The following is a 23,022-nucleotide window of genomic DNA, read 5'->3' on the forward strand; positions in this document are numbered from 1 at the left end:
TTTACGAAAACGTTGTAGTTTCACAAATTAACCGATATTTGTGCTCAAATAAACAAAGCTTTTGTAATGCAAAGAAAAAATACGACCCTGGGTGAATTCATCATTGAAAACCAATCGTCTTTCCAATATTCCTCCGGGGAACTTTCAAAACTTATAAACGCTATTAGATTGGCGGCAAAAGTAGTAAACCACGAGGTTAATAAGGCAGGGCTGGTAGATATTATTGGGGCGGCCGGGGATACCAATATCCAGGGGGAGGACCAACAAAAACTGGATGTTTTGGCCAACGAAAAATTTATTCAGACCTTAATAAATCGGGAAATAGTCTGCGGGATCGCCTCTGAGGAAGAAGATGATTTTATCAGTATTAATAGTAGTGATAACCAGCACCAAAATAAATACATTGTGCTGATAGATCCCTTGGATGGGTCTTCCAATATAGACGTGAATGTTTCGGTAGGAACCATATTTTCTATCTATAGAAGGGTTACCCCTATTGGCACCCCTGTTGCCCTAGAAGATTTTTTACAACCTGGCAGGGCGCAAATAGCGGCTGGTTATATTGTTTATGGTACTTCAACCATGTTGGTATATACCACTGGTGATGGGGTAAACGGATTTACCCTAAACCCGGCCTTGGGAACTTTTTACCTTTCCCATCCCAATATGGAGTTTCCTGAAACAGGTAAAATTTACTCTGTAAACGAAGGTAATTATGTGCATTTCCCCCAAGGTGTCAAGGATTACATCAAATATTGTCAGAAGGAAGAAGGGGATAGACCCTATACCTCAAGATATATTGGTTCTCTGGTTTCTGATTTCCATAGGAATATGATCAAGGGCGGAATTTATTTATATCCTAAGAGCAGTGTTGCAGCCGAGGGTAAATTGCGATTGCTCTACGAATGCAATCCAATGGCATTTATAGCCGAACAGGCAAAAGGGAAGGCTAGTAATGGGTTTGGTCCCATTATGGATATTAAGCCTACAGAACTGCATCAAAGGGTACCCTTTTTCTGTGGAAGCAAGAAAATGGTAGAAAAGGCCGAGGAATTTATGCAGGCCACAAAATAGAAAAAGGAGCCAAAAGCTCCTTTTCTTAGTTTTAACAATACGGAAACCTAGTGTTTCAAAAGGTACAGATAGTCCTCAAAACCTATTCTTCCAGAAAAAATATCTATAGATCTTTTAATAATCAGATTGGCACTTTCCGACCTGTACCCCAAACCTATGGCGTATTTGGTTATAAGGGCTCTTTCCTCTTCATCAATTACATTGTCAACGAAAATAATTCTGAACAGATCGTATAACCTTTCCAAACGTTCTTCGGAACTGGCAGGTGGGTTAATAGGATATTTGTTTTCCGATTTCATAACCTCTTTATACTCGTCCTCCGTAATATCAAGCTTATTGGCAAAACGATCCAATAATTCCTTTTCCTGAGAGTTTATTTCACCGTCAATGGCGGCCAAAGTAGCAATGGATGCAAAATGCGCTAAATTTCTTCTATGTGCTCCACCACTATATAAATCTACATAAGACATATTCATGATTTTTATTTGGGCAAAGATAAATTTTTAGAAAAGTTTATTTATAAATTTCTTTAATTATTTCACTGGGGTATCCTTTCCCAAGGTTCTGGCCATAGGGGCAAGAGTATAAAAGGTAGGTTTTTAAGAACAGTTTGCCCCATCCGTTTAGGTGACCAGGATATTTAACCAACCGATCTGTACTTTTTTACCTGGAAGTTCGTAAAAACATGATTGCAAAAAGACTATGGTGACATTGTTTTTGTCTTTTAAAAATAGTTGTAATCAGCTAATTAACAGGGTTTAATGTGTAATTGGCCGATTTCTTTTATTAATTTCTATATTGGGGAAACCGTGTTTTTAATACCCCTGTATTATAAGCCTAATAAAACGAGGTGCTTTTTATTTATTGTGATATCTTTGACTGTATCAACCACTAATTGAACTAATTCAGCTTTTTAGCACCCCTAATATGTCCTTTAAGATTCCAAAGAAAGAAATAATATATCCTTTTTCTGTTTTTGTCGTATTGATGATTGTTGTAGTTGCGCTTTGGAAGAATTCTTTGAATTCCAATAGGGAGCTGATCAAGAAAGACATAGAGGTGAATGGGCAAATCCAGTCGCAGGGATTCTTGTCTTCTGGCCAAAAAAGCATTATTGTCCTCGAGAATTTAATGGAGCGTTTGGTGATGACCGATGGAGATTTTTTTCAATATTTGGAAGATGACGCCAGACTTATCCTTAAGGAAGATCAATCTTTTAAATTCGTGGAATGGATAGATAGTTCCCAGGTAATTCAAAGGATTGTGCCCCTTAAGGGGAACGAGGCAGTGATTGGTGCTGATCTTTCCAAACACCCAAGACGTGATGAATGGCTAAGGCATGTGCGGGATTCTTCGACCAACTTAACGGCTTGGACCACCTTAATACAGGGAGGGAATGCCTTTTTAATAGATGTTCCTGTTTTTTTCGGGGGTAAATTCCAGGGAACCATAACCGCTGGAATGGATTTTACGACCACTTTTGATATGTTGGCTACGGGAATGGACAATTATGCCATTGAAATAAAGGATGACAAGGGAACTACTTTTTATAGACTCAATAACCCCTCGCCCAGCGACTTTAGCGATGATTTGGTCTATGTTAGGTCTTATGAGGTAGATCAGGATGACAAACAGGTGTGGACCTTTTATCTAATGCCCCGCAATAAGGAGGTATTGGCCGAAAGGAATAAGTCTTCTTCAATCATTTTAATTTTTGGGATCCTAATATCCCTACTTATGAGTTTGTTGACGTACTTTTATCAATCTTCCAGAAATGAAAACTTACGTTTTAGGGATTTAAATATTAAGCTTCGGGTAGCTAATAGAAGTTTGAGGGAAGAACGGACCAAGGCAGAAAAAGCTTCCAAGGCAAAAACGGAGTTTGTCTCCAACATGAGCCATGAAATCAGGACCCCTTTAAATGCTATTATGGGCTTTATTGAGGTTCTAAAGGAGTCCAAAATAGATAGTTCCCTCATGGAATATCTTTCTTTGATGGATGTCTCTTCCAAAAAATTGCTTCTACTGGTGAACGATATTCTGGAAATAGATAAAATAGAATCTGGCCAAATAAGCTTTAAAAAGGATGTCTTTTCCCCATCGGAAGAGCTGGAGAATATTATTAGTATTTATAGGCCCAGTATTGAGGCTAAAGGGCTTTACGCAAAATTGGATATTGTCTCGGACTCCAAAACCCATGTTATTGCGGACATAGGAAAGTTTGGCCAGATACTCACCAATCTTTTGAGGAATGCCCTAAAGTTTACGGACGAGGGAGGAATAGATATCACCTATGAAGAGACCATACACAATAGTGACTTAAATATTAGCATTGGCATTAAGGATACTGGAATAGGAATTCCGAAAAGTAAACTTAAAACCATTTTTGATAGGTTTACACAAATAGATTCAGGTATTACCAAAAGGCATGAAGGTAGTGGACTTGGATTGTACATTACATATCTGCTAATAGAGTTGTTGGAGGGTCATATTGAGGTAGATAGCACAGAAAATGTTGGTACGGAATTTAAGATTTCGCTTACGTTTCCTATTACGGAGATGCAACCAGAAACAAAGGCGCCCATTTCCAATAGTATAGATTTGACAGGGTTTAAGGTTTTGATCGTAGACGACAATAAGGTAAATGTTGTGGTACTCAAAAAGACCTTGGATGCATTTGGTATAAATACCTATTGGGTAGGAAATGGAAAAGAGGCCGTGACAGCGGTGGCCGAAAACCAATACGATTTGGTCTTCATGGATATCCATATGCCGGAAATGGACGGTTTTGAGGCTACCGTGGAAATAAGGAAAACCCAGAAGGACCTTGTCATTATTGGTTTCTCGGCGGATGTCACCAAAGAAACGATCCAAGGAGCCAAAGAGGTTGGTATGAACGATTATTTTACCAAACCCATTACATTTGATAAACTTAGACAGAATTTATCCAAATACCTTGTTCGGGTATAGTATTCTTGGATCCCCATTCCTTTGCCCTGGGCTATTTTTAGTCATTCTTAAACTTTAGTAGGTGTTTACTCTTCTTTGATAATCACCAACCTAATTAGACTTTCCGCAGCCTTGGAAAACAGTCTGTTAACAATCATATAACCTAATTTTAAAGTCGTATTTAGTTTATTGTCGACCTAAATATCAATCTTTGAATTTACATTGATTTTCTGTGCATGAAAATTATTTCTAATTCAATATTGACCGTTTTGGTCAAATTCTTAAACCTTGGGTCAAAGTCCTTTTGCTCTCCTTTCAAGTTTCGAATAATTAACCTACCAAATATTACTTCATGAAAAAAAGACCTGTGGAACTAGTGGTTTTGTCCGATGTGCATTTGGGTACCTACGGATGCCATGCCAAGGAATTAGTCAAATATCTAAAATCGATAAAACCCAGGGAGGTGGTTTTGAACGGCGATATTATTGATATATGGCAATTTAGCAAGCGCTATTGGCCAAAATCCCATATGAAGGTGATAAAGATCATTATGCAATGGGTGGCGGAAGGAATCCCTGTGCACTATGTGGCCGGCAACCATGACGAAATGTTAAGGAAATTCCTAGGCTTTAAATTGGGTTCTTTCAATATTGTCAACAAAGTGGTCTTGGAGGTAAATGGTGGCAAAGCTTGGATGTTTCATGGAGATGTTTTTGATGTTACCATGCAACATTCCAAATGGATCGCAAGGCTGGGTGCTACAGGTTATGATATGCTGATTTTGTTGAACAGTGCCATAAATTATTGTAGTAAAAAAATTGGAAAAGGTCCGGTTTCCATGTCCAAGAAGATAAAAAACAGTGTTAAATCGGCCATTAAGTTTATAAACGATTTTGAACAGATCGCGGCAGATATCGCAATAGAAAATGAATATGATTATGTGGTTTGTGGGCATATTCACCAGCCCGAGATGAGAGAAATAGCTACCTCCAAGGGGTCTGTTATGTATCTTAATTCTGGCGATTGGATAGAGAATTTAACAAGTTTGGAATATAATAATGGGGAGTGGAAATTATACCACTATTTAGAGGATGTTAAGGTTCTCAATGATGATGAAAATATTATGGAGCCAATGGAAATTCTTGATAAAAACGAACTTTTTCAAAATTTGGTGAGGGAATTTCAATTTTTGACCTCGGCCGAGAACAAATGATCGTCCTGTTCATTTACTCTCTTAAAACAGTTATAATATGAAAGTACTATATGCCATCCAGGGTACTGGCAATGGTCATTTAAGTAGGGCGCGCGATGTTATTCCGGCACTACAGGAAAAAGGATTGGAATTGGATATCCTTGTAAGCGGAATACAGGCTGATATTCAGATTCCCCATCCGGTCAAGTATCAGCTCAAAGGACTTAGTTTTATTTTTGGCAAACAAGGAAATGTTAATTTATGGAGGACCTATCTCAAGTCCAATGCAGCTAGACTGCAGAAGGAGATAAAAAGTATACCCATAGAAGATTATGACCTGATCATAAATGATTTTGAGCCCGTATCTGCTTGGGCATGTAAACTAAAAAATAAGGCTTCCATAAGTTTTAGCCATCAAGCAGCAGTACTTTCTCCCAATTCCCCCAAACCGGACAAGAATGACCTTATGGGAAAATTTATCTTAAAGAATTATGCGCCCACAACCCAACAGTTTGGCCTGCATTTTAAAGCCTATGGGGATAAGATCTATACTCCTATTATAAGAAAGGATATTAGAACTGCGGAGGTCAAGGAAGGGAATCATTATACCGTGTATCTGCCGTCTTATAGTGATGGTAGGATATTGAAAACCCTTTCAGAGGTTTCCAATGTGAAGTGGGAAGTTTTTTCCAAGCATAATAAGGTAGAATTTTTAGGCCAGAATATTAGCATTAGGCCTATAACCAACGAGGCATTTGTGCACAGCATGGTCACTTCCAAGGGAATATTGTGCGGTGCAGGTTTTGAAACTCCTGCCGAAGCTTTGTACCTGGGCAAGAAGTTGATGGTAATCCCAATGAAAGGACAATATGAACAACAGTGCAATTCAGCGGCATTGAAAGAATTGGGGGTTCCCGTAATCAAATCCCTAAAAAATAAACATTTGGATAAATTAAGACTGTGGGTAGATAGTGATGCCAAAATAGAAGTAAACTATCCGGATATCACGGAACAGATTATAGACCAGTTGCTTGAAGGGGCCTTTTCTGGTTAAGCAATCTTAGTGCTTATGTCGAAAAATTCAGAACATTTTGATTTGCAAGTAAATGACTTTGGTAAAAATTTTATTTGGGGTGTATCTACGGCGGCATATCAGATAGAGGGTGCGCACGATGTGGATGATAAAGGACCTTCCATCTGGGACGATTTTACCTCAAAGAAGGGGAATACCTACCAAAATCAGCACGGCAATGATGCGTGTGAATTTTATCACAAGTTTCAAGAGGATATCCTCTTGATGAAGAAAATGAATATTGATCACTTTAGGTTCTCCTTGTCCTGGTCCCGGATACTGCCAAAGGGAACAGGAGCTGTAAGCGCTAAAGGAATTCAGTTTTATAATGATGTTATCAACTTTTGTCTGGAATGTGGTATAACGCCTTGGGTGACTTTATATCACTGGGATCTGCCGCTTGTGCTGGAAGAAAAAGGGGGGTGGACCAATAGGGAAATTCTAGGATGGTTCCAGGAATATGTAACACTTTGTGCCAATAATTTTGGGGATAGGGTCAAAAATTGGATGGTATTGAACGAACCTATGGTCTTTACGGGTGCGGGGTATTTTCTAGGCGTACATGCACCAGGTAGGAAAGGTTTAAGAAATTTTTTGCCCTCAGTGCACCACGCGGTATTGTGTCAGGCCGCAGGAGGTAGGATTTTGCGTAATTTGGTGGCCAATGCCAATATTGGTACTACCTTCTCCTGTTCCCAGATATCACCTTATAGGAACAATCGCCGGGACCTTAAGGCCGCGGAAAGGGCAGATGCCATGCTAAACCGACTCTTTATAGAACCTTCTTTGGGAATGGGGTACCCTTGGGACACGATTCCAGTTTTAAAACGAATACAATCTTATATATTACCAGGGGACGCCGAAAACGCCGTATTTGATTTCGATTTTGTGGGAATCCAAAATTATACACGTGAAAAGGTTAAGCATTCCTATCTGGTGCCTTATATAAAGGCTAAAATTGTAAAGGCAAGCAAACGTAAAGTTAGGGCTACCCTAATGGACTGGGAAGTCTATCCGCCCAGCATTTTTAATATGATAAAAAGATTTAACGGCTACGAGGGTGTAAAAAAAATAATAATTACGGAAAACGGAGCTGCTTTTGAAGATGAAATCAACAAAGGTGGGGTGCACGATAAGGAAAGGCTTTCCTATTTACAGGCTTATTTGAAGCAGGTACACAGGGCGAAAAGGGGAGGACTAAAGGTGGATGGGTATTTCGTATGGACATTTACCGACAATTTTGAATGGGCGGAAGGGTATTATCCAAGATTTGGTTTGGTTTACATTGATTTTGAAAATCAACAAAGAATTATAAAGTCATCCGGAAAATGGTTCAGCCATTTTTTGGGCACTAGGTAGTTTTTTCGACCAAAGACAAGGGTCAAATTGTTTTAAACAAAAAAACCGATGAGACCATCGGTTTAGAGTAGCTAACTCAAATCAAATTATAAGAACGTATCCTTTATTAGGTTGCAGTAAAATTATATTTTAAGGTTGTTTCCGATGTTATCATAAGATAGTCAATAAGTTAGTTTAATATTAATTATTAAACCATTTTCAAAAATGAGTGTCAAAACCAAAAAAATATTACCTTAGTACACGGCCTATAACTTATAATTCGCGTATTTGTCATTAACCAATATTTATTATTATGCTAAAAAAAATTTTGTTAGGACTGGGTGTAGTATTGATCTTGATCCAGTTTTTCCGACCCGAAAAAAATGAATCTAATGATAATACGAATAGCCTTTCCACTAAATATAAGGTTCCTGAGGATGTAAACCATTTATTGAAGGTTTCCTGTAATGATTGTCATTCCAATAAAACGGAATATCCATGGTACTCCAATGTTCAGCCTGTAGCCTGGTTTTTAAATGATCATGTGGTAGACGGCAAAAAACATTTAAATTTTTCCAACTTCACAAAATTACCTTTGGCTATTCAATATCACAAATTCGAAGAGATTGTGGAAATGGTGGAAGAAAAAGAAATGCCAATACCTTCTTATACTTATTTCGGACTTCATCCTGAGGCTAGCCTTACCCAGGAACAACAGGACCAGATTTTGGATTGGTCCAAGGCCCAAATGGCATATTTAAAGGCTACTTATCCTGCAGATAGTTTGGTGAGGAAGCCGAGGCCCAAAAAGTAGGGTATAGCAGTTATTTAATTGACATGTTTATTGAAAAGCTGGTAGTCCGGTAATGTCGGCCCCTGTAATCAATAAGTGGATGTCATGTGTTCCTTCATAGGTGATGACGCTTTCGAGATTCATCATATGGCGCATAATACTATATTCGCCGGTTATGCCCATACCTCCCAAAACCTGTCTGGCTTCCCGGGCTATCTTGATCGCCATTTCCACGTTATTGCGCTTGGCCATTGAAATTTGAGCCGTAGTGGCCCTTCCTTCGTTTTTCAATTGCCCCAATCGGAAGGCCAATAATTGTGCTTTGGTGATTTCTGTAATCATCTCCGCCAATTTTTTTTGTTGTAATTGGGTGGCAGCAATGGGTTTTCCAAATTGGATGCGTTCCTTGGCATATCTCAAGGCGGTATCATAACAATCCATTGCAGCGCCTATGGCACCCCAGGCAATTCCGTAGCGTGCCGAATCCAAACAGCCCAAGGGTGCACCAAGCCCATTTTTACCCGGCAGTAGATTTTCTTTGGGAACCTTTACATTATCAAAGATTAATTCACCTGTCGCCGAGGCCCGTAAGGACCATTTATTATGGGTTTCCGGCGTGGAAAAGCCTGCCATGCCCCGTTCTACTATTAGTCCGTGGATACGTCCTTCTTCGTTCTTGGCCCAGACCACCGCTATATCCGCAAAAGGCGAATTGGAAATCCAAAGTTTGGCGCCGTTTAGTAGAAAATGATCGCCTTTATCCTTAAACTTTGTTTCCATACCACTGGGGTTGGAGCCATGATTGGGTTCTGTTAACCCAAAACAGCCCATAAATTCGCCGGAGGCCAATTTAGGCAAGTATTTCTTTCGCTGTTCCTCACTGCCATAGGCGAAAATAGGATACATTACTAAAGATGATTGTACCGAGGCAGTGGAACGTACCCCGCTATCGCCCCGTTCTATTTCCTGCATTATTAACCCGTAGCTTATCTGGTCCAATCCGGCACCTCCATATTCCTCGGGGATATAGGGTCCGAAGGCCCCAATTTCAGAAAGGCCTTTGATGATCTGTTTTGGAAACTCTGCTTTTTGGGCATATTCTTCTATGATAGGGGAGATATCCCGCTTTACCCATTGTCTGGCAGCATCGCGTACCAATTTATGTTCTTCGGATAAAAGGTCGTCTAAATTGTAATAATCAGGTGCTTCAAACAAATCGGGTCGCATAGAATTAATTTTAGATTCAAAAATAAACAAATTAAGGATTTGTTTAAAAATATAACACAAGAAAGTATGATTGTTACATTTTTAAATAAAAATCTTTTGTCAGACCTATATATTCCTTGGTGTATTGGTGTCGGGCTAATTCTATAGTGAGATTTTCAATTTCAACAGAAGTCTTCCCAATGTTTAATTCCAACAAGCTTCGCTTAATCTCAGAATTAGGGTTCCCTTTAATGCGCATAAGCCGCTTGGGATAAAGGTTAATTGCGGCAGCCAAATCCAAAAATCTTTCCTCTTCTTTAAACGGGATGATGGTGGAAAAGGTGCCATTTTTCGCCAAGAGTTTCGCAACGCCGCTCAAAAGGTCCTCAAAAGGCAAGGATTGACTCTGTCTTGCGATATCCCTGGATTCATTGCCACTAGGTACAATTTCAGCGTAAAATGGTGGATTTGATACGATGAGATCGTATTTGTCGTCTATTTCGGCTACAAATTCATCTAGGGATGCGTGGTAACAGAATAATCGATCTGCCCAGTCAGAGGCTTCAAAATTCTCTACACATTGCTCATAGGCATCTTCATCTATCTCTATGCCGTCTATGGTTTCAGCATCACTCCTTTGTGCCAGCATCAAAGCAACCACTCCCGTTCCCGCTCCGATATCCAGAATGGACAGGGGTTGGTGCTCCAGAGAGGTCCAAGCTCCCAATAAAACCCCATCGGTACCGATTTTCATGGCACAGCGATCCTGATGTATTTGGAATTGTTTAAATAGGAAGGGTTTGCTCATGATAAATCTTGCTTTTGCTTAAAGGAGATAACTTTTCTTATTCCGCTTTTCCTGCCTCCCTGTTTTTGGTGCCTTCCAATTCTAGTAGGGAATCTCCTAGTTCATGGCGCATCTCATTGGCTAAAATCTTTATTTGGTCTACCACTTCCGGGTATTCTTCGGCCACGTTGTTGGTCTCACTTATATCCGTAGTAACATCATAAAGTTCTATTTCTTCCATTTCGACCATTCGGTATTCCCCTGGAAGCCCATCCTTGCCAGGCTCTTGTCCGTCCATGGTTCTGTAAGTGTGGGGGAAGTACATTTTCCATTTTCCATAGCGTACCCCCATGAGTTCGTTTATTCTATAGTAAAAGAAATAAGCTTCTTGCGGACTCTCTTGGCTTTCCCCAGTGAGCAGGGACAAGGCGCTTTTTCCGTCGATAGTTAAATTGGGCAAACGGGCTCCTGTTATTTCAGCGATGGTAGGTAAAATATCTATGGCCATGACGGGTATATCTATGGTTTTTCCGGGGATTATCTTGTTGGGGTACCTCATAATGAAAGGCTCGCGCTGTGCCCCCTCCCAAGCCGTTCCCTTACCTTCCCTAAAGGGCAGTGCACTGCCCGCGTGGTTACCATAGGAAAGCCAGGGTCCATTGTCCGAAGTAAAGATTGCCACGGTGTTGTCCTCTAGGCCGTTCTTTTTCAAGGCGGCCAATATTTCGCCCACGGACCAGTCGATCTCCATGATAACATCGCCGTATAATCCTCTCTTTGATTTCCCTCTAAATTTATCGGATACAAAAAGTGGTACATGCGGCTGTGGATGGGGTACATATAGAAAGAAAGGATTGTTTTTATTTCTATTGATAAAATCCACGCTCCTTTCCGTTATTTGGGTGGTAAGTTGTGATTGTTCCGTAAGGGTATCCAGAACCGTCTCATTTTCATAAAGCGGTAGGGGCCCAAAATTGAATACTGGGCCTTGCTGAGGATGGTAGGGCCACATATCGTTAGAGTAGGGGATGCCAAAGAATTCATCAAAACCATGTCTCGTAGGTAAGAAATTTGGGCTATCTCCCAAATGCCATTTTCCAAAAATGGCGGTTTTATACCCAATGTTTTTTAGCATTTCCGCTATAGTCATCTCGGATGCATTTATTCCTATGGGACTACCTGGTCCCAGGGCGTTGTGTATGCCAATTCGGTTGGGGTAGCAGCCGGTCAATATACCTGCCCTTGAAGCGGAACATATGGGTTGTGCTGAGTAAAAGCTGGTGAGTTTTACCCCCTCTTTTGCCATTTGGTCCAAATGGGGGGTTTCAATATTGGGCGAACCAAAAGTACCTACATCCTGATATCCCTGATCATCGGTAAAAATCAAAATTACATTGGGTGGAATTTCGGGTTTTGAATCTTTTTTCTTTTCAGCACAGGAAAATAAAACCAATGAAAGGAGTAGCAAGGGTAGATTTCTGAACATTATTTTAGTTTTTGATGTAAGTCCGTAGTACAGATTTTGATAAAGCTAAAATAATATTTTGAAATGTTATGGTCTAATAGTTGAAAGTGCCATAACCAAAATTTTGTACTGCACCGCTAGGTTGGGTTGTTGTTTCCGCTAATTCCCGTTGTAATAGTTGTTCTTAATGGAATCCATCATTTTTTTACCTTCGGAAATGGAGGTAACCATGCTCCATTGATTATCGGAAAACAATGGTTTTAATGGTTGGTCCAGCTTTGGGATTTTTGGAAATACGAGTTGCAGTTTTTTGTCCCAGACTTTGTGATATTTTAATAGGTCATCCGGGTATACAACCTTTCGCTTTGTACCTTCATCAATTCCCCTGAAGGGTTGAGGAATGTTCAGATATCCATAGTCGTCCGTTAGTTGTTCCCCTACATGGATATCCCGTATGGCTACCTCAAAGTCATAGGCTGTGGTAAGGCAGTTGGAGTTAAAACTGTGGTTTACGTATCTGGCATTGTCCCAACAAAGTATAAATCTCCCCTTATTGTCCCTAAAGGTATAAGTGTCCAATATGGACTGATAAAGGGGTTCCAGGGATTCAAGTTCGGCCGGAGTAAATTCGCGGTCCAACTTATCCAATACCCAGGTTATGGTTCCGGCAGGAATAAATTCTGTGGCTACTACGCCATAGCCTACCTCCTTATTGATGAATTGTAATTCTGTTTTAGGATGAATCATTTTAACGCATAAAATAATCTCGTGAATACTGAATAGTTATTTCCATTTACATGTCATAATGCCTTTAAGAGTAACATCTTATAAACAACTAGCCTAGCTAAAAATAGTGGCTAAAGTGTTTTTGGATTTGACCCCGATCAATAAGAAATGCAATAAAGAAAGATAGGTAAAATTATCATCCGTTTTATAGCGGGATAAAAAATATAAATGGGGTGTTTTAGGATAAGTAGAGGTCGACCAATCCCTCGGGTGTGTCAACAAAAATAGTTTTGTTTTCTCGGTCTACCTTAACTATTAGCTCATCCCTGACCGGAATAAGCAATTGTTTATCGCCTTTTTCAACCTCAAATAAAGCTTGGGAAGTAGTGTCGTTAATACTTTGGATAATTCCTATATTTCCATGGACCTTGTCTTCCATGGTAAAACCAATTACCTCGTGGTAATAAAATTTGTTGCCTTTTAGTTTGGGCAAAAATTCAAGGGGGAGATATATTTCGGAGCCCATTACCTTGTCTGCGTCCGATTCATTGGCAACTTCCTCAAATCGCACTCGTAATAGACTGGATTTGTGAAGTTGGCTTTTTTCAATAAAAAAAGGAACCAGATTGTTTCCGAGGGAAACGAATACTGATTCCAATTTTTCGTACAATTCGGGTTCGTCGGTATCCAATTTAATGAGTACCTCACCCTTAAAGCTATGTTTAGAAACGATTTTACCGAGGTAGAAACATTCTTCCTTTGTCATCGTTTGCTATTAGCTATTCTGTTTCTTTGGTCTCTTCAGGAGCTTCCGCAGGAGCAGCAGTATCTTCAGATACTACTTCAGGAGCAGTTTCCTCAGCAACTTCTTCTTCTGCAGCTGGAGCTTCTGCCTCAGCAGCAGCGGCCATACGTTTTTCGTTTACCTCTTTCTCAGCTTTTAGGGCCTTAGCTTTAGCATCGGCTTCTGCCTTAGCCAAACTATCTACCTTAGAACCAACAATATTTGCTTTTTCTTCCAACCAAGCATTGAATTTTTCTTCAACTTGCTCTTCGGTCAAGGCCCCTTTACGAACACCACCCAATAAATGGTGCTTCAAAAGTACTCCTTTGTAAGATAAAATTCTTTTTGCAGTTTCAGAAGGCTGTGCACCGTTCTCTAACCATTTTACAGAACTGTCAACATCCAATTCTATAGTTGCAGGATTGGTATTTGGATTGTAAATACCTAATTTTTCCAAGTATTTACCGTCTCTTTTAGCGCGGGAATCCGCAGCTACTACCCAATAAAAAGGTTTTCCTTTTTTTCCGTGTCTTTGTAATCTAATTCTAACTGGCATATCACATTAATTTGTAGGGTGCCCGACCCTTGGTTATTAATTCTTTTTTCGCTAGGTTCTTCCTAAGCGGGTGCAAATATAATATTTCTTTTTATGTGGTTATCAAATATTTGGACTAAAATTCAATTATTGTGTGCAAATGGCTTAACATTTCTTAAGAAAAGCTGTTAAACTTGGGCTAAAACCGCCTTCGGATTTGGAGTTATGTACAATTATTATAGTTTATTACTAGGGTTGGCGAAAGTCGCTACCCATAATAACTAATTAAAAATGAAGAGAGATAACATGAAGTATTCAGAAAAAATTTCAAACGGATTGAACAATCTATTGGTAAAGAATTATGATGCCGAAAAAGGATTTAAATTGGCAATGGATAAAATAGACAATCCAACGATCAATACATTTCTAAAGGATAGGGCCGCACAACGTGGAGAATTTGCCCAAGAGCTTAAAAGTGAAATATTGCAATATGGGGAATTGCCAGAAAAGGACGGAAGCTTAAAAGGAGATATGCACAGAGCATGGATGAATCTTAAAGCGGCCGTGGCCTCCAATGAAAAGGAACAACTACTTGAAGAAGTAGAGCGAGGGGAAAAGGCAAGTCTTGAGGAGTATAATGAGATTTTATACGATAAGAACGTTGTACTTCCGCCATCTACGGAAAGTATGCTGAAAAGGCATAGGGATGCTATAAAATCGTCTTTGACCGTGGCCAATATCCATGAGCGAATAGCATAGGACCCAATAGTTTATTGATAAAATAAAAGAACTAGATGGAAGCATCTGGTTCTTTGCTTTTGGAACGTTGATAACTCCTAATAAAAGCCCTTTCCCTTTATGTGCTATTTCCTTATTTTTACCACTTCCAATCCCATCACCTAAACCCACTCTATGTACCTTATTTTTGATACGGAAACCACAGGATTACCCAAACGTTGGGATGCACCTTATACGGATACCGACAATTGGCCGCGCTGTATACAAATAGCTTGGCAATTGCACGATGCCATGGGCAACTTGGTGGAGAGTCAGGATTATTTGGTGCAGCCGGACGGATTTAATATTCCTTATGATGCGGAACAAATTCATGGCATATCTACGGAGCTGGCCCAGCAAAAAGGGGTTCCAATTGGGGAGGTATTGGAAAAATTCAATGCAGCACTTTCCAAAACAAAATTTGTAGTAGGACAGAATGTGGGTTTCGACCTTAATATTATGGGGGCTGAATTCCATCGGTACCAAGTTGAAAATTCGTTACAGGAATTGCCAGTGTTGGATACCTGTACCGAACATACGGCGCAATTATGCCAGATTCCTGGTGGACGTGGTGGCAAGTTTAAATTACCGACCTTAACGGAGCTGCATCAATACTTGTTTGGCGAGCCTTTCGGAGAAGCACACAATGCCACTGCCGATGTTGAGGCCACTACGCGTTGCTTCTTGGAATTGGTCCGTAAAAAGGAATATACGGCCGAGCAATTGGATGTTAAGCCCGATTATTTTAAGAATTTCTCCGAGGCCAATCCGCAAGAAATACAATTAATAGGTCTAAAGCATATCAACCTAAAAAAGGCATCAAAAAAAATAGCCGATGCCTTGTGGGAGAAGGATACAGGTGGGATTTCCAAGGAGGAAATAAAGGAAAATCTGGCCACTTTGGAAACGGCAAATTTTGCCCATCTCCATAACCATACACAGTTTTCCATTCTGCAGTCGACCATTAGTATTCCTGCCTTGATCTTGGCCACTGCAAAGGCTAAAATGCCAGCGGTAGCCATGACGGACCACGCGAATATGATGGGAGCGTTTCATTTTGTTAATGGGGTCATTAACCATAACAAGGGAGTTGTATCCAGGAACGAAGAAAATTTAAAGCGCTATGAGGCCACCATAAACGGAACCTTGGAAGAAGGGCAGGAGCCCTTGCAGGAACTTCCAGAGCCGGAGGTGGAGATTACGCCGATTATAGGTTGTGAATTTCAAGTTTGTGAAGATCATACCAATAAATCCCAGAAAGATAACGGGTATCAAATAGTAATGCTTGCCAAAAACAAAAATGGGTATTTAAATTTGGCAAAAATGTCGTCCATAGCCTTCGTGGATGGGAAGTACTATGTTCCGCGTATAGATAAGAAGGTCATAGAGCAATACAAGGAGGATATCATTGTGCTTACCGGCAATCTATACGGGGAAGTGCCCAGTAAGGTTTTGAATGTGGGGGAAAACCAGGCAGAGGAAGCCTTGCTTTGGTGGAAAGAGACTTTTGGTGATGACCTGTATATGGAAATTATGCGTCACGGTCAGGAGGATGAAGACCGGGTCAATCAAGTATTAATACAATTCGCCAAAAAACACAATGTAAAATTGGTTGCTACCAATAATACGTATTACCTGGAAAAGGAGAATGCGCATGCACATGATATATTACTGTGTGTAAAAGATGGTGAAAAACAGGCCACGCCTATAGGTCGTGGTCGTGGATACCGATATGGCTTGCCAAACCAGGAATATTACTTTAAGTCCTCAGATGAAATGAAGGACCTTTTTAAGGATATTCCGGATGCCATTACCAACATTCAGGAAGTTATAGACAAGGTAGAAACTTTTACCCTTGCCCGTGACGTGTTATTGCCTGCTTTTGATATTCCGGAGGAGTTTAGGTTCGAAGAGGATAAATTGGATGGCGGTAAACGGGGTGAGAATAAATATCTACGCCATATAACCTATGAAGGGGCGAAAAAGAGATATGGTGAGATTACCCCTGAAATTGATGAGCGACTCGATTTTGAACTTAAGGTAATTGAGAAGACCGGATATCCAGGTTATTTCTTAATTGTAGAGGATTTTATTAGGGCGGCACGGAGTATGGATGTGTCCGTGGGTCCTGGTCGGGGTTCCGCAGCAGGTTCCGCAGTTGCTTATTGTTTGTGGATAACCAATTTGGATCCTATTAAGTACGATCTACTTTTTGAGAGATTCTTGAATCCGGACCGTGTGTCCATGCCCGATATCGATATTGATTTTGATGATGAAGGCCGTGGTAGGGTAATGGATTATGTAATCGATAAATACGGTGCCAATCAGGTAGCCCAGATCATCACCTATGGTACCATGGCGGCAAAGTCATCGATCAGGGATACGGCACGGGCGTTGGATCTACCCCTGGGGGATGCGGACCGCATGGCCAAGCTGATTCCCAATATGTCCAAGTTGAAAAAGATTATTGGGGTCGATGAAAAAACCTTAAAAGAAAAATTCAATAGCGAGGAACTGATCAAGATCAACGAGTTGCTGGCTATTTCCGAAGGCGATGGCCTGGAATCGGAAACCCTTAACCAGGCTTATATTTTGGAAGGCTCTGTGCGTAACACCGGGATACATGCCTGTGGGGTAATCATTACGCCCGATGATATTACCAAGTTTGTCCCGGTAGCCTTGGCAAAGGATTCCGAGATGTATTGCACTCAGTTCGACAACTCTGTGGTGGAAAGTGCAGGCTTGCTAAAAATGGATTTCTTGGGGTTAAAAACCTTGACCCTGATCAAGGATACCGTAAAAATAGTAAAGGCCAAACACGGTATAGAATTGGATCCGGAGAATTTTCCCTTGGACGATGAAAAGACTTACGAGCTGTTCCAGCGTGGGGAAACCGTTGGGGTGTTTCAATATGAATCTCCCGGGATGCAAAAACACATGCGGGCGTTAAAACCTACCGTTTTTGCCGATCTTATTGCCATGAACGCTTTGTACCGTCCCGGTCCAATGGAATATATTCCCAGTTTCATTGCCCGTAAACATGGTACGGAAGAAATTATATATGACCTTGATGCCTGTGAAGAGTATTTAGCGGAAACTTACGGGATTACGGTGTATCAGGAGCAGGTGATGCTACTTTCGCAAAAACTGGCAGATTTCACCAAGGGTGAGGCAGACGTTTTGCGTAAGGCGATGGGGAAAAAGCAGAAGTATGTCCTAGATAAAATGAAGCCGCAGTTTATAAAGCAGGCTTCGGAAAAAGGTCATGACGTTGACAAGCTGGAGAAAATTTGGAAAGACTGGGAGGCATTTGCAGCCTATGCATTTAATAAGTCGCACTCTACCTGTTACGCTTGGATTGCTTACCAGACCGCATATTGCAAAGCGCATTACCCGGCAGAATATATGGCGGCAGTACTTTCGAATAACATGAACGACATAAAGCAGGTTACCTTCTTTATGGAAGAGTGTAAACGTATGGGACTGGAAGTATTGGGGCCAGATGTTAACGAATCCTACTATAAGTTTGCGGTAAACGATGCCGGCGCAGTGCGTTTTGGCATGGGGGCCGTAAAAGGGGTTGGCCGTGGAGCAGTGGAGACCATCGTGGAGAATAGAAAGAAAGACGGACCATTTAAATCTGTTTTTGATCTGGCCAAACGCATCGACCTAAGGGCAGCCAATAAAAAGGCCTTTGAGAATCTGGCAGTGGCCGGTGGCTTCGATTCCTTCGGGGATACCCATAGGGCCCAATATTTTTATGATGAAGGGGACGGAATTACCTTCTTGGAAAAAGCCATGAAATATGGGGCCAAATTTCAGGAGAATGAAAATTCTTCACAAGTAAGTTTGTTTGGTGAAGCCAGTGACGTGCAGATTCCGGAACCTGTGGTGCCGCCCTGTGAGGAATGGGGTACCATGGGAAAATTGCGAAGGGAAAAAGAAGTGGTCGGAATCTACATTTCCGGTCATCCCTTGGACGATTTTAATGCAGAGATAAAGGCATTCTGTAATGCGAGCCTTTCCAATTTAAGTGATTTGGAGGCAATAGTAAACAGAGAGGTGTCTTTTGCGGGGGTAATTACCGATGTGCAGCATAGGGTTTCTAAAAATGGCAAGGGATGGGCCATGTTCACCATGGAAGATTATACGGATACCTTTGAGTTTAGAATGTTCGGGGAAGAGTATTTAAAGTACCGTCATTTCCTGATGATCAATTCTTTCGCCTATGTCAAGGTGTTTGTGCGCGAAGGCTGGGTAAACCGTGATACCGGAAAAAAAGGAGAGCCCAGGATGCAGTTTAATATGATCATGATGTTGCAGGACGTTATGGAGACCTTTGCCAAAAAACTCACCATTAGGTTGGATATATCGCAATTGAAGGAGGAAAGTATATTGGACCTTAAGGATACTTTGGTTTCGCATCAGGGCAATCATCCCTTAAGTTTTGTGGTATATGAGATGGAAGAGCAGATAAAAGTAAACATGACCTCTAGAAAACAAAAAATTCAAATATCGAGTGAATTACTCCTTCAGCTCAATGAAAAAGACGTACATTACAAGTTGAACTAATTGTTATGGAGTGGGTTAAATGGTTGGGAGTCCCACGAGAGTCAAATGTGTTAAAAGAATAGGTTTTATCAATTTAGCCATAGTCAAAACGAATATAATCTTAGTAAGGAAAAGGCAAAATAATTGTCTAAATTTGTATAATATTTAAAAATAACGAAACATGGCATTAGAAATAACAGATGCTACTTTTGATGAGGTAGTTTTAAAAAGTGATAAACCAGTAGTAGTGGATTTTTGGGCAGCGTGGTGTGGTCCTTGTAGAATGGTAGGTCCTATTATCGATGAGGTAAGTACCGAGTATGATGGTAAAGCCGTTGTTGGTAAGGTAGACGTGGACGCCAATCAAGAATTTGCCGCGAAATATGGCGTAAGAAATATTCCTACGGTATTGGTGTTTAAAAATGGTGAAATCGTTAACAGACAGGTTGGTGTTTCCCCTAAAAAGGTGTATACCGATGCAATTGATGCATTACTATAGCCTTCACTGATTCCCGAAGGGGAATATAAAAGATAAAAAGATCCTGCTTTTAGCGGGATTTTTTTATGCCTAATTTTTAATGAAGTATATAGCAAAACTCTAAAAATAGAGGTTGATTGCAGCTTATTTTATTTGGCCTCCCTTTTTTTGGCATTTCTATTTTTCAACCCGACCATATCTTCATTATCTTAGCACTATGGAGCTACAATCGGAATTACATAAGGCAAGTTTGTTCCAAAACTTGGAATTATTGGCAGGTCAGGTGGTGGAAGGATTTATCAGTGGCATTCATAAAAGTCCCTTTCATGGATTTTCCGCGGAATTTGCAGAGCATAAGATCTATAATAATGGGGAAAGTACCAAGCATATAGATTGGAAGCTGTTTGCCAAGACGGACAAGTTATATACCAAGCGATACGAAGAGGAGACCAATTTGCGCTGTCATATGATCTTGGATAATTCGGCCTCCATGTATTATCCGGAGGTTGGTGCCCTAAGTCTTGACAACCTAAATAAAATTGGTTTTGGGGTCTTGGCCATTGCCTCGTTGATGAATATACTTAAAAGACAGCGGGATGCGGTTGGTTTAAGTGTTTATAGCGACCAATATAATTTCTATTCTTCGGAAAAGAGTAGTGAAAGGCATCACCAGATGTTGTTGGCCAAATTAAGTGAGATTAGTCAGGAAACAAAACCTGCCAAGCAGACCGAGACCTATACCTATTTGCACCTGATTGCCGAAAAAATAAAAAGAAGAAGTTTAATTGTACTTTTTACGGACATGTTTCAATCTTCTGGTGAAGATGGGCAGTTGTTCGAGGCCTTACGGCATTTAAAGTACAATAAACATGAAGTAATTCTTTTTCATATCATGGACAAAGAAACAGAATACTCCTTTGATTTTGAAAATACCCCCAAGCGTTTTCTGGATGTGGAGACAGGGACCCAAATTGATCTTTATGCCGATTCTGTAAAAGAGGCCTATAAAAAAGAGGTGGGGTCTTATTTTACTGAATTGCGACTAAAATGTGCCCAATATAAAATTAAATATGTGGAGGTAGATGTAAAAGATAGTTTCTCCCTGATAATGAACACGTTTATGGTGGAGCGCCAAAAATTTATGTAGAAACTTGCATTATTTTTAAAAAATTGTTTGTGCAATTAAATAAGGGGTGTATATTTGCACTCGCTAAACGCCACGGTTCGGTAGTTCAGTTGGTTAGAATACCTGCCTGTCACGCAGGGGGTCGCGGGTTCGAGTCCCGTCCGGACCGCCAACAAAGATAAGCTTTTCAAGAAATTGGAAAGCTTTTTCTTTTTTACGGGTACAACATAGGTACAACAAATTACTTCACCATTAATTTCCTTTAAATTCGTAATTCCTATTAGGAATAAGGAATTTTTAGTTCAACCCGATTTTTGCCTCTTGTACTGAATAACACTTCAATTATTTTGTCTAATGAGGTTGTAATTGTATTTCAAATGGGGTAATTTGCTATCTTTATTAATGGGAGTTGACAGGCAATAAAAGGGCCTCGGAATTTTACTTTATTGCCAGATGGAAAATTTTTATTGGTGGCCAATCAAATATCGAATAACATAACTGTTTATAAAGTTGATAATAAGACAGGACTCCTTGAATTTACAGGAAATGAAATATCAATTTCACAACCTGTATGTTTAAAGTTCTAGAGAAATAATCCGCCTATTATGACCAACCGTAAACCAAAATCAACTAACTTTTTAATCCTTCTATTATCAATATTTACATTTTCCTGTTCCTCAAAAAAAGAAGCTAAAAATGAAGTAGGGGAGCGCCCAAATATTGTATTGATCATTGCTGACGATATGGCTTGGGACGATAGCGGGGCCTATGGGCATCCAAACATACGTACCCCAAATATTGATAAACTCGCTGAGGATGGAATGCGTTTTGATCAGGCCTATCTTACGGCGAGTTCATGCAGTCCTAGTAGGACAAGTATCATTACCGGACTTTATCCCCATAATACCAATGCAGAACAATTACATTGGCCCCTGACCCCGGATAAGATTACTTTCGTGGAGAAGCTCAAAGCCTCTGGTTATTGGACAGCCCAGGCCGGTAAGTGGCATATGGGGGACGCCATCAAGGATAGATTCGATGAGGTTTATGATGTAGGTACCTCTGGTTTTCAATTGGCGCCTGATGGTACTAAGGCCGTACAAAAAGGTGATGGCAGTGGTTGTGAAAATTGGGTTCCCGTGCTGCAGTTAAGGCCAAAGGACAAGCCTTTTTTTCTTTGGTTGGCGGCTGTAGATCCACACCGCCCATACACTGATAAAATTGTGGAGCATCCACAGACCAACGAAGATGTAATTGTACCTCCATATATGCCGGATACTGAAAATGTACGAAAGGACTTTGTGTACTACTACAATGAAATCTTAAGGTTGGATGATTATGTAGGTAAGGTGGTAGCCGAATTGGATAGACAAGGTATTTCCGAGAATACTTTGATTCTTTTTATTAGCGATAATGGGAGGCCTTTTCCAAGAGACAAAACAACCCTTTACGACGGTGGTATTAAAACTCCATGGATAGTAAAATGGCCCCAAAAAGTAAAACCTAAGTCCGTCTGTGATAACCTGGTAAGTACTGTAGACATTGCTCCCACATTTTTAAAGTTGGCTGGGCTGGAAAGCCTTCCCTCTTTTGAAGGACAGGATTTTTCTGATTTGTTGACCAATCCGGAAGCAAAAATAAGGGATGTGGTCTATGCTGAAGATCATTGGCACGACTATGAGGATTACACAAGGGCCATAAGAACAAAAAAGTTAAAATACATACGTAATTTTTATCCGGACCTTCCAAATACACCTTCGGCGGATGCCTTTGTCAGCGGAACATTTACCGATATGCTCAAAATGAAGGAAAATAGGGATCTCACTGAAGCACAATTGGCCTGCTTTATTATTCCACGTCCAAACGAAGAGTTGTATGATATGGTCAAGGATCCTTACGAACTCAATAATTTGGCGGGAAACGCCAATTATCAGGAAAGTTTGGAGGCTTTGCGTTCAGAAATGAAAAAAATTAGACGACTTACCCAAGATAGTTTGCCAGCTTTTAGGACTCCGGATGAATTTGATAGGGAAACAGGTAAAGCAAATTCATTTAGGCGACGTCCGCGCCCCTCAAAAAAGGAAATGGAAAAGATTATTTTAGAAATTAGAGAGGGAGAAAAGAATGGAGGTTTATAATATTAGTGTGTTGACATCAGAGATGATATAA

At 40.4% G+C, this 23,022-nt stretch carries 19 protein-coding genes and 1 tRNA gene; 13 read left to right on the top strand and 7 right to left on the bottom strand.

Annotated elements, in window-relative coordinates; translation table 11 throughout:
- Positions 1–66: 66 nt before the first annotated feature.
- Positions 67–1,074, top strand: coding sequence for a class 1 fructose-bisphosphatase (gene fbp, locus KO529_RS10985; RefSeq protein ID WP_215947909.1), 1,008 nt, complete (start codon positions 67–69; stop codon positions 1,072–1,074).
- 47 nt (positions 1,075–1,121) lie between these two features.
- Here fbp and KO529_RS10990 read toward each other — a convergent pair whose 3' ends face one another.
- Positions 1,122–1,544: a TerB family tellurite resistance protein gene (locus KO529_RS10990; protein WP_215947910.1), complete on the bottom strand. Its 423-nt coding sequence runs from the start codon at positions 1,542–1,544 to the stop codon at positions 1,122–1,124.
- A gap of 457 nt (positions 1,545–2,001) precedes the next feature.
- Here KO529_RS10990 and KO529_RS10995 point away from each other — a divergent pair, with 457 nt between their 5' ends.
- From KO529_RS10995 to KO529_RS11015, 5 genes are all read left to right on the top strand, one after another.
- Positions 2,002–4,044 carry a response regulator gene (locus tag KO529_RS10995; RefSeq protein WP_215947911.1) on the top strand — a complete coding sequence of 681 codons (2,043 nt, stop codon included), beginning with the start codon at positions 2,002–2,004 and terminating at the stop codon, positions 4,042–4,044.
- Positions 4,045–4,375: 331 nt separating this feature from the next.
- Positions 4,376–5,236 (top strand): UDP-2,3-diacylglucosamine diphosphatase, encoded by an 861-nt coding sequence (locus tag KO529_RS11000; RefSeq protein WP_215947912.1) that lies wholly within the window; start codon positions 4,376–4,378, stop codon positions 5,234–5,236.
- A gap of 37 nt (positions 5,237–5,273) precedes the next feature.
- The gene (locus tag KO529_RS11005) at positions 5,274–6,269 is read left to right on the top strand and encodes a glycosyltransferase family protein (protein ID WP_215947913.1); all 996 of its coding nucleotides are present in this window, start codon (positions 5,274–5,276) and stop codon (positions 6,267–6,269) included.
- A 15-nt stretch (positions 6,270–6,284) separates the two neighbouring features.
- A complete protein-coding gene (locus KO529_RS11010) occupies positions 6,285–7,646 on the top strand; it encodes a GH1 family beta-glucosidase (protein WP_215947914.1) in 1,362 nt (453 codons plus the stop codon).
- A gap of 292 nt (positions 7,647–7,938) precedes the next feature.
- Positions 7,939–8,439 (top strand): heme-binding domain-containing protein, encoded by a 501-nt coding sequence (locus tag KO529_RS11015; RefSeq protein ID WP_215947915.1) that lies wholly within the window; start codon positions 7,939–7,941, stop codon positions 8,437–8,439.
- Positions 8,440–8,466: 27 nt separating this feature from the next.
- Here KO529_RS11015 and KO529_RS11020 read toward each other — a convergent pair whose 3' ends face one another.
- The 6 genes from KO529_RS11020 to KO529_RS11045 all read right to left on the bottom strand — a co-directional run bounded on the left by KO529_RS11020 (position 8,467) and on the right by KO529_RS11045 (position 13,942).
- Positions 8,467–9,645 (bottom strand): acyl-CoA dehydrogenase family protein, encoded by a 1,179-nt coding sequence (locus KO529_RS11020; protein ID WP_215947916.1) that lies wholly within the window; start codon positions 9,643–9,645, stop codon positions 8,467–8,469.
- A gap of 73 nt (positions 9,646–9,718) precedes the next feature.
- Positions 9,719–10,432, bottom strand: a complete 714-nt coding sequence (locus tag KO529_RS11025) for a tRNA1(Val) (adenine(37)-N6)-methyltransferase (RefSeq protein WP_215947917.1) — start codon at positions 10,430–10,432, stop codon at positions 9,719–9,721.
- Positions 10,433–10,469: 37 nt separating this feature from the next.
- A complete protein-coding gene (locus KO529_RS11030) occupies positions 10,470–11,897 on the bottom strand; it encodes a sulfatase family protein (protein ID WP_215947918.1) in 1,428 nt (475 codons plus the stop codon).
- 138 nt (positions 11,898–12,035) lie between these two features.
- Positions 12,036–12,623, bottom strand: a complete 588-nt coding sequence (locus tag KO529_RS11035) for an SET domain-containing protein (protein WP_215947919.1) — start codon at positions 12,621–12,623, stop codon at positions 12,036–12,038.
- A 217-nt stretch (positions 12,624–12,840) separates the two neighbouring features.
- The gene (gene rimM, locus KO529_RS11040) at positions 12,841–13,368 is read right to left on the bottom strand and encodes a ribosome maturation factor RimM (protein ID WP_215947920.1); all 528 of its coding nucleotides are present in this window, start codon (positions 13,366–13,368) and stop codon (positions 12,841–12,843) included.
- A 13-nt stretch (positions 13,369–13,381) separates the two neighbouring features.
- Positions 13,382–13,942 carry a 30S ribosomal protein S16 gene (locus KO529_RS11045; protein ID WP_215947921.1) on the bottom strand — a complete coding sequence of 187 codons (561 nt, stop codon included), beginning with the start codon at positions 13,940–13,942 and terminating at the stop codon, positions 13,382–13,384.
- A gap of 270 nt (positions 13,943–14,212) precedes the next feature.
- Here KO529_RS11045 and KO529_RS11050 point away from each other — a divergent pair, with 270 nt between their 5' ends.
- From KO529_RS11050 to KO529_RS11080, 7 genes are all read left to right on the top strand, one after another.
- On the top strand, positions 14,213–14,680 hold the full coding sequence (locus KO529_RS11050; protein WP_247097578.1) for a ferritin-like domain-containing protein: 468 nt from the start codon (positions 14,213–14,215) through the stop codon (positions 14,678–14,680).
- Positions 14,681–14,833: 153 nt separating this feature from the next.
- A complete protein-coding gene (gene dnaE / locus KO529_RS11055; protein ID WP_215947922.1) occupies positions 14,834–19,270 on the top strand; it encodes a DNA polymerase III subunit alpha in 4,437 nt (1,478 codons plus the stop codon).
- Between the two features lie 160 nt (positions 19,271–19,430).
- On the top strand, positions 19,431–19,748 hold the full coding sequence (gene trxA, locus KO529_RS11060; protein ID WP_031442126.1) for a thioredoxin: 318 nt from the start codon (positions 19,431–19,433) through the stop codon (positions 19,746–19,748).
- 196 nt (positions 19,749–19,944) lie between these two features.
- Positions 19,945–20,874, top strand: a complete 930-nt coding sequence (locus KO529_RS11065) for a DUF58 domain-containing protein (RefSeq protein ID WP_215947923.1) — start codon at positions 19,945–19,947, stop codon at positions 20,872–20,874.
- A 74-nt stretch (positions 20,875–20,948) separates the two neighbouring features.
- A tRNA-Asp gene (locus KO529_RS11070) sits at positions 20,949–21,025 on the top strand.
- A gap of 247 nt (positions 21,026–21,272) precedes the next feature.
- Positions 21,273–21,440, top strand: coding sequence for a lactonase family protein (locus KO529_RS11075; protein ID WP_215947988.1), 168 nt, complete (start codon positions 21,273–21,275; stop codon positions 21,438–21,440).
- Positions 21,441–21,458: 18 nt separating this feature from the next.
- A complete protein-coding gene (locus tag KO529_RS11080; protein ID WP_215947924.1) occupies positions 21,459–22,991 on the top strand; it encodes a sulfatase family protein in 1,533 nt (510 codons plus the stop codon).
- The last annotated feature ends 31 nt before the right edge of the window (positions 22,992–23,022 follow it).

It is taken from the genome of Arenibacter algicola (assembly GCF_018860365.1).
In the GTDB taxonomy this organism is placed as follows: domain Bacteria; phylum Bacteroidota; class Bacteroidia; order Flavobacteriales; family Flavobacteriaceae; genus Arenibacter; species Arenibacter algicola_B.

What these genes read in the sequence shown, in the direction of transcription:
- KO529_RS10995 (WP_215947911.1), top strand. Translation starts at nt 2,002, where the DNA reads ATGTCCTTTAAGATTCCAAAGAAAGAAATAATATATCCTTTTTCTGTT.
- fbp (WP_215947909.1), top strand. Translation starts at nt 67, where the DNA reads ATGCAAAGAAAAAATACGACCCTGGGTGAATTCATCATTGAAAACCAA.
- KO529_RS11045 (WP_215947921.1), bottom strand. Translation starts at nt 13,942, where the DNA reads ATGCCAGTTAGAATTAGATTACAAAGACACGGAAAAAAAGGAAAACCT.
- KO529_RS11025 (WP_215947917.1), bottom strand. Translation starts at nt 10,432, where the DNA reads ATGAGCAAACCCTTCCTATTTAAACAATTCCAAATACATCAGGATCGC.
- KO529_RS11050 (WP_247097578.1), top strand. Translation starts at nt 14,213, where the DNA reads ATGAAGAGAGATAACATGAAGTATTCAGAAAAAATTTCAAACGGATTG.
- KO529_RS11015 (WP_215947915.1), top strand. Translation starts at nt 7,939, where the DNA reads ATGCTAAAAAAAATTTTGTTAGGACTGGGTGTAGTATTGATCTTGATC.
- KO529_RS11035 (WP_215947919.1), bottom strand. Translation starts at nt 12,623, where the DNA reads ATGATTCATCCTAAAACAGAATTACAATTCATCAATAAGGAGGTAGGC.
- KO529_RS11005 (WP_215947913.1), top strand. Translation starts at nt 5,274, where the DNA reads ATGAAAGTACTATATGCCATCCAGGGTACTGGCAATGGTCATTTAAGT.
- KO529_RS11030 (WP_215947918.1), bottom strand. Translation starts at nt 11,897, where the DNA reads ATGTTCAGAAATCTACCCTTGCTACTCCTTTCATTGGTTTTATTTTCC.
- dnaE (WP_215947922.1), top strand. Translation starts at nt 14,834, where the DNA reads ATGTACCTTATTTTTGATACGGAAACCACAGGATTACCCAAACGTTGG.
- KO529_RS11000 (WP_215947912.1), top strand. Translation starts at nt 4,376, where the DNA reads ATGAAAAAAAGACCTGTGGAACTAGTGGTTTTGTCCGATGTGCATTTG.
- rimM (WP_215947920.1), bottom strand. Translation starts at nt 13,368, where the DNA reads ATGACAAAGGAAGAATGTTTCTACCTCGGTAAAATCGTTTCTAAACAT.
- KO529_RS10990 (WP_215947910.1), bottom strand. Translation starts at nt 1,544, where the DNA reads ATGTCTTATGTAGATTTATATAGTGGTGGAGCACATAGAAGAAATTTA.
- KO529_RS11010 (WP_215947914.1), top strand. Translation starts at nt 6,285, where the DNA reads ATGTCGAAAAATTCAGAACATTTTGATTTGCAAGTAAATGACTTTGGT.
- KO529_RS11065 (WP_215947923.1), top strand. Translation starts at nt 19,945, where the DNA reads ATGGAGCTACAATCGGAATTACATAAGGCAAGTTTGTTCCAAAACTTG.
- KO529_RS11020 (WP_215947916.1), bottom strand. Translation starts at nt 9,645, where the DNA reads ATGCGACCCGATTTGTTTGAAGCACCTGATTATTACAATTTAGACGAC.
- trxA (WP_031442126.1), top strand. Translation starts at nt 19,431, where the DNA reads ATGGCATTAGAAATAACAGATGCTACTTTTGATGAGGTAGTTTTAAAA.
- KO529_RS11080 (WP_215947924.1), top strand. Translation starts at nt 21,459, where the DNA reads ATGACCAACCGTAAACCAAAATCAACTAACTTTTTAATCCTTCTATTA.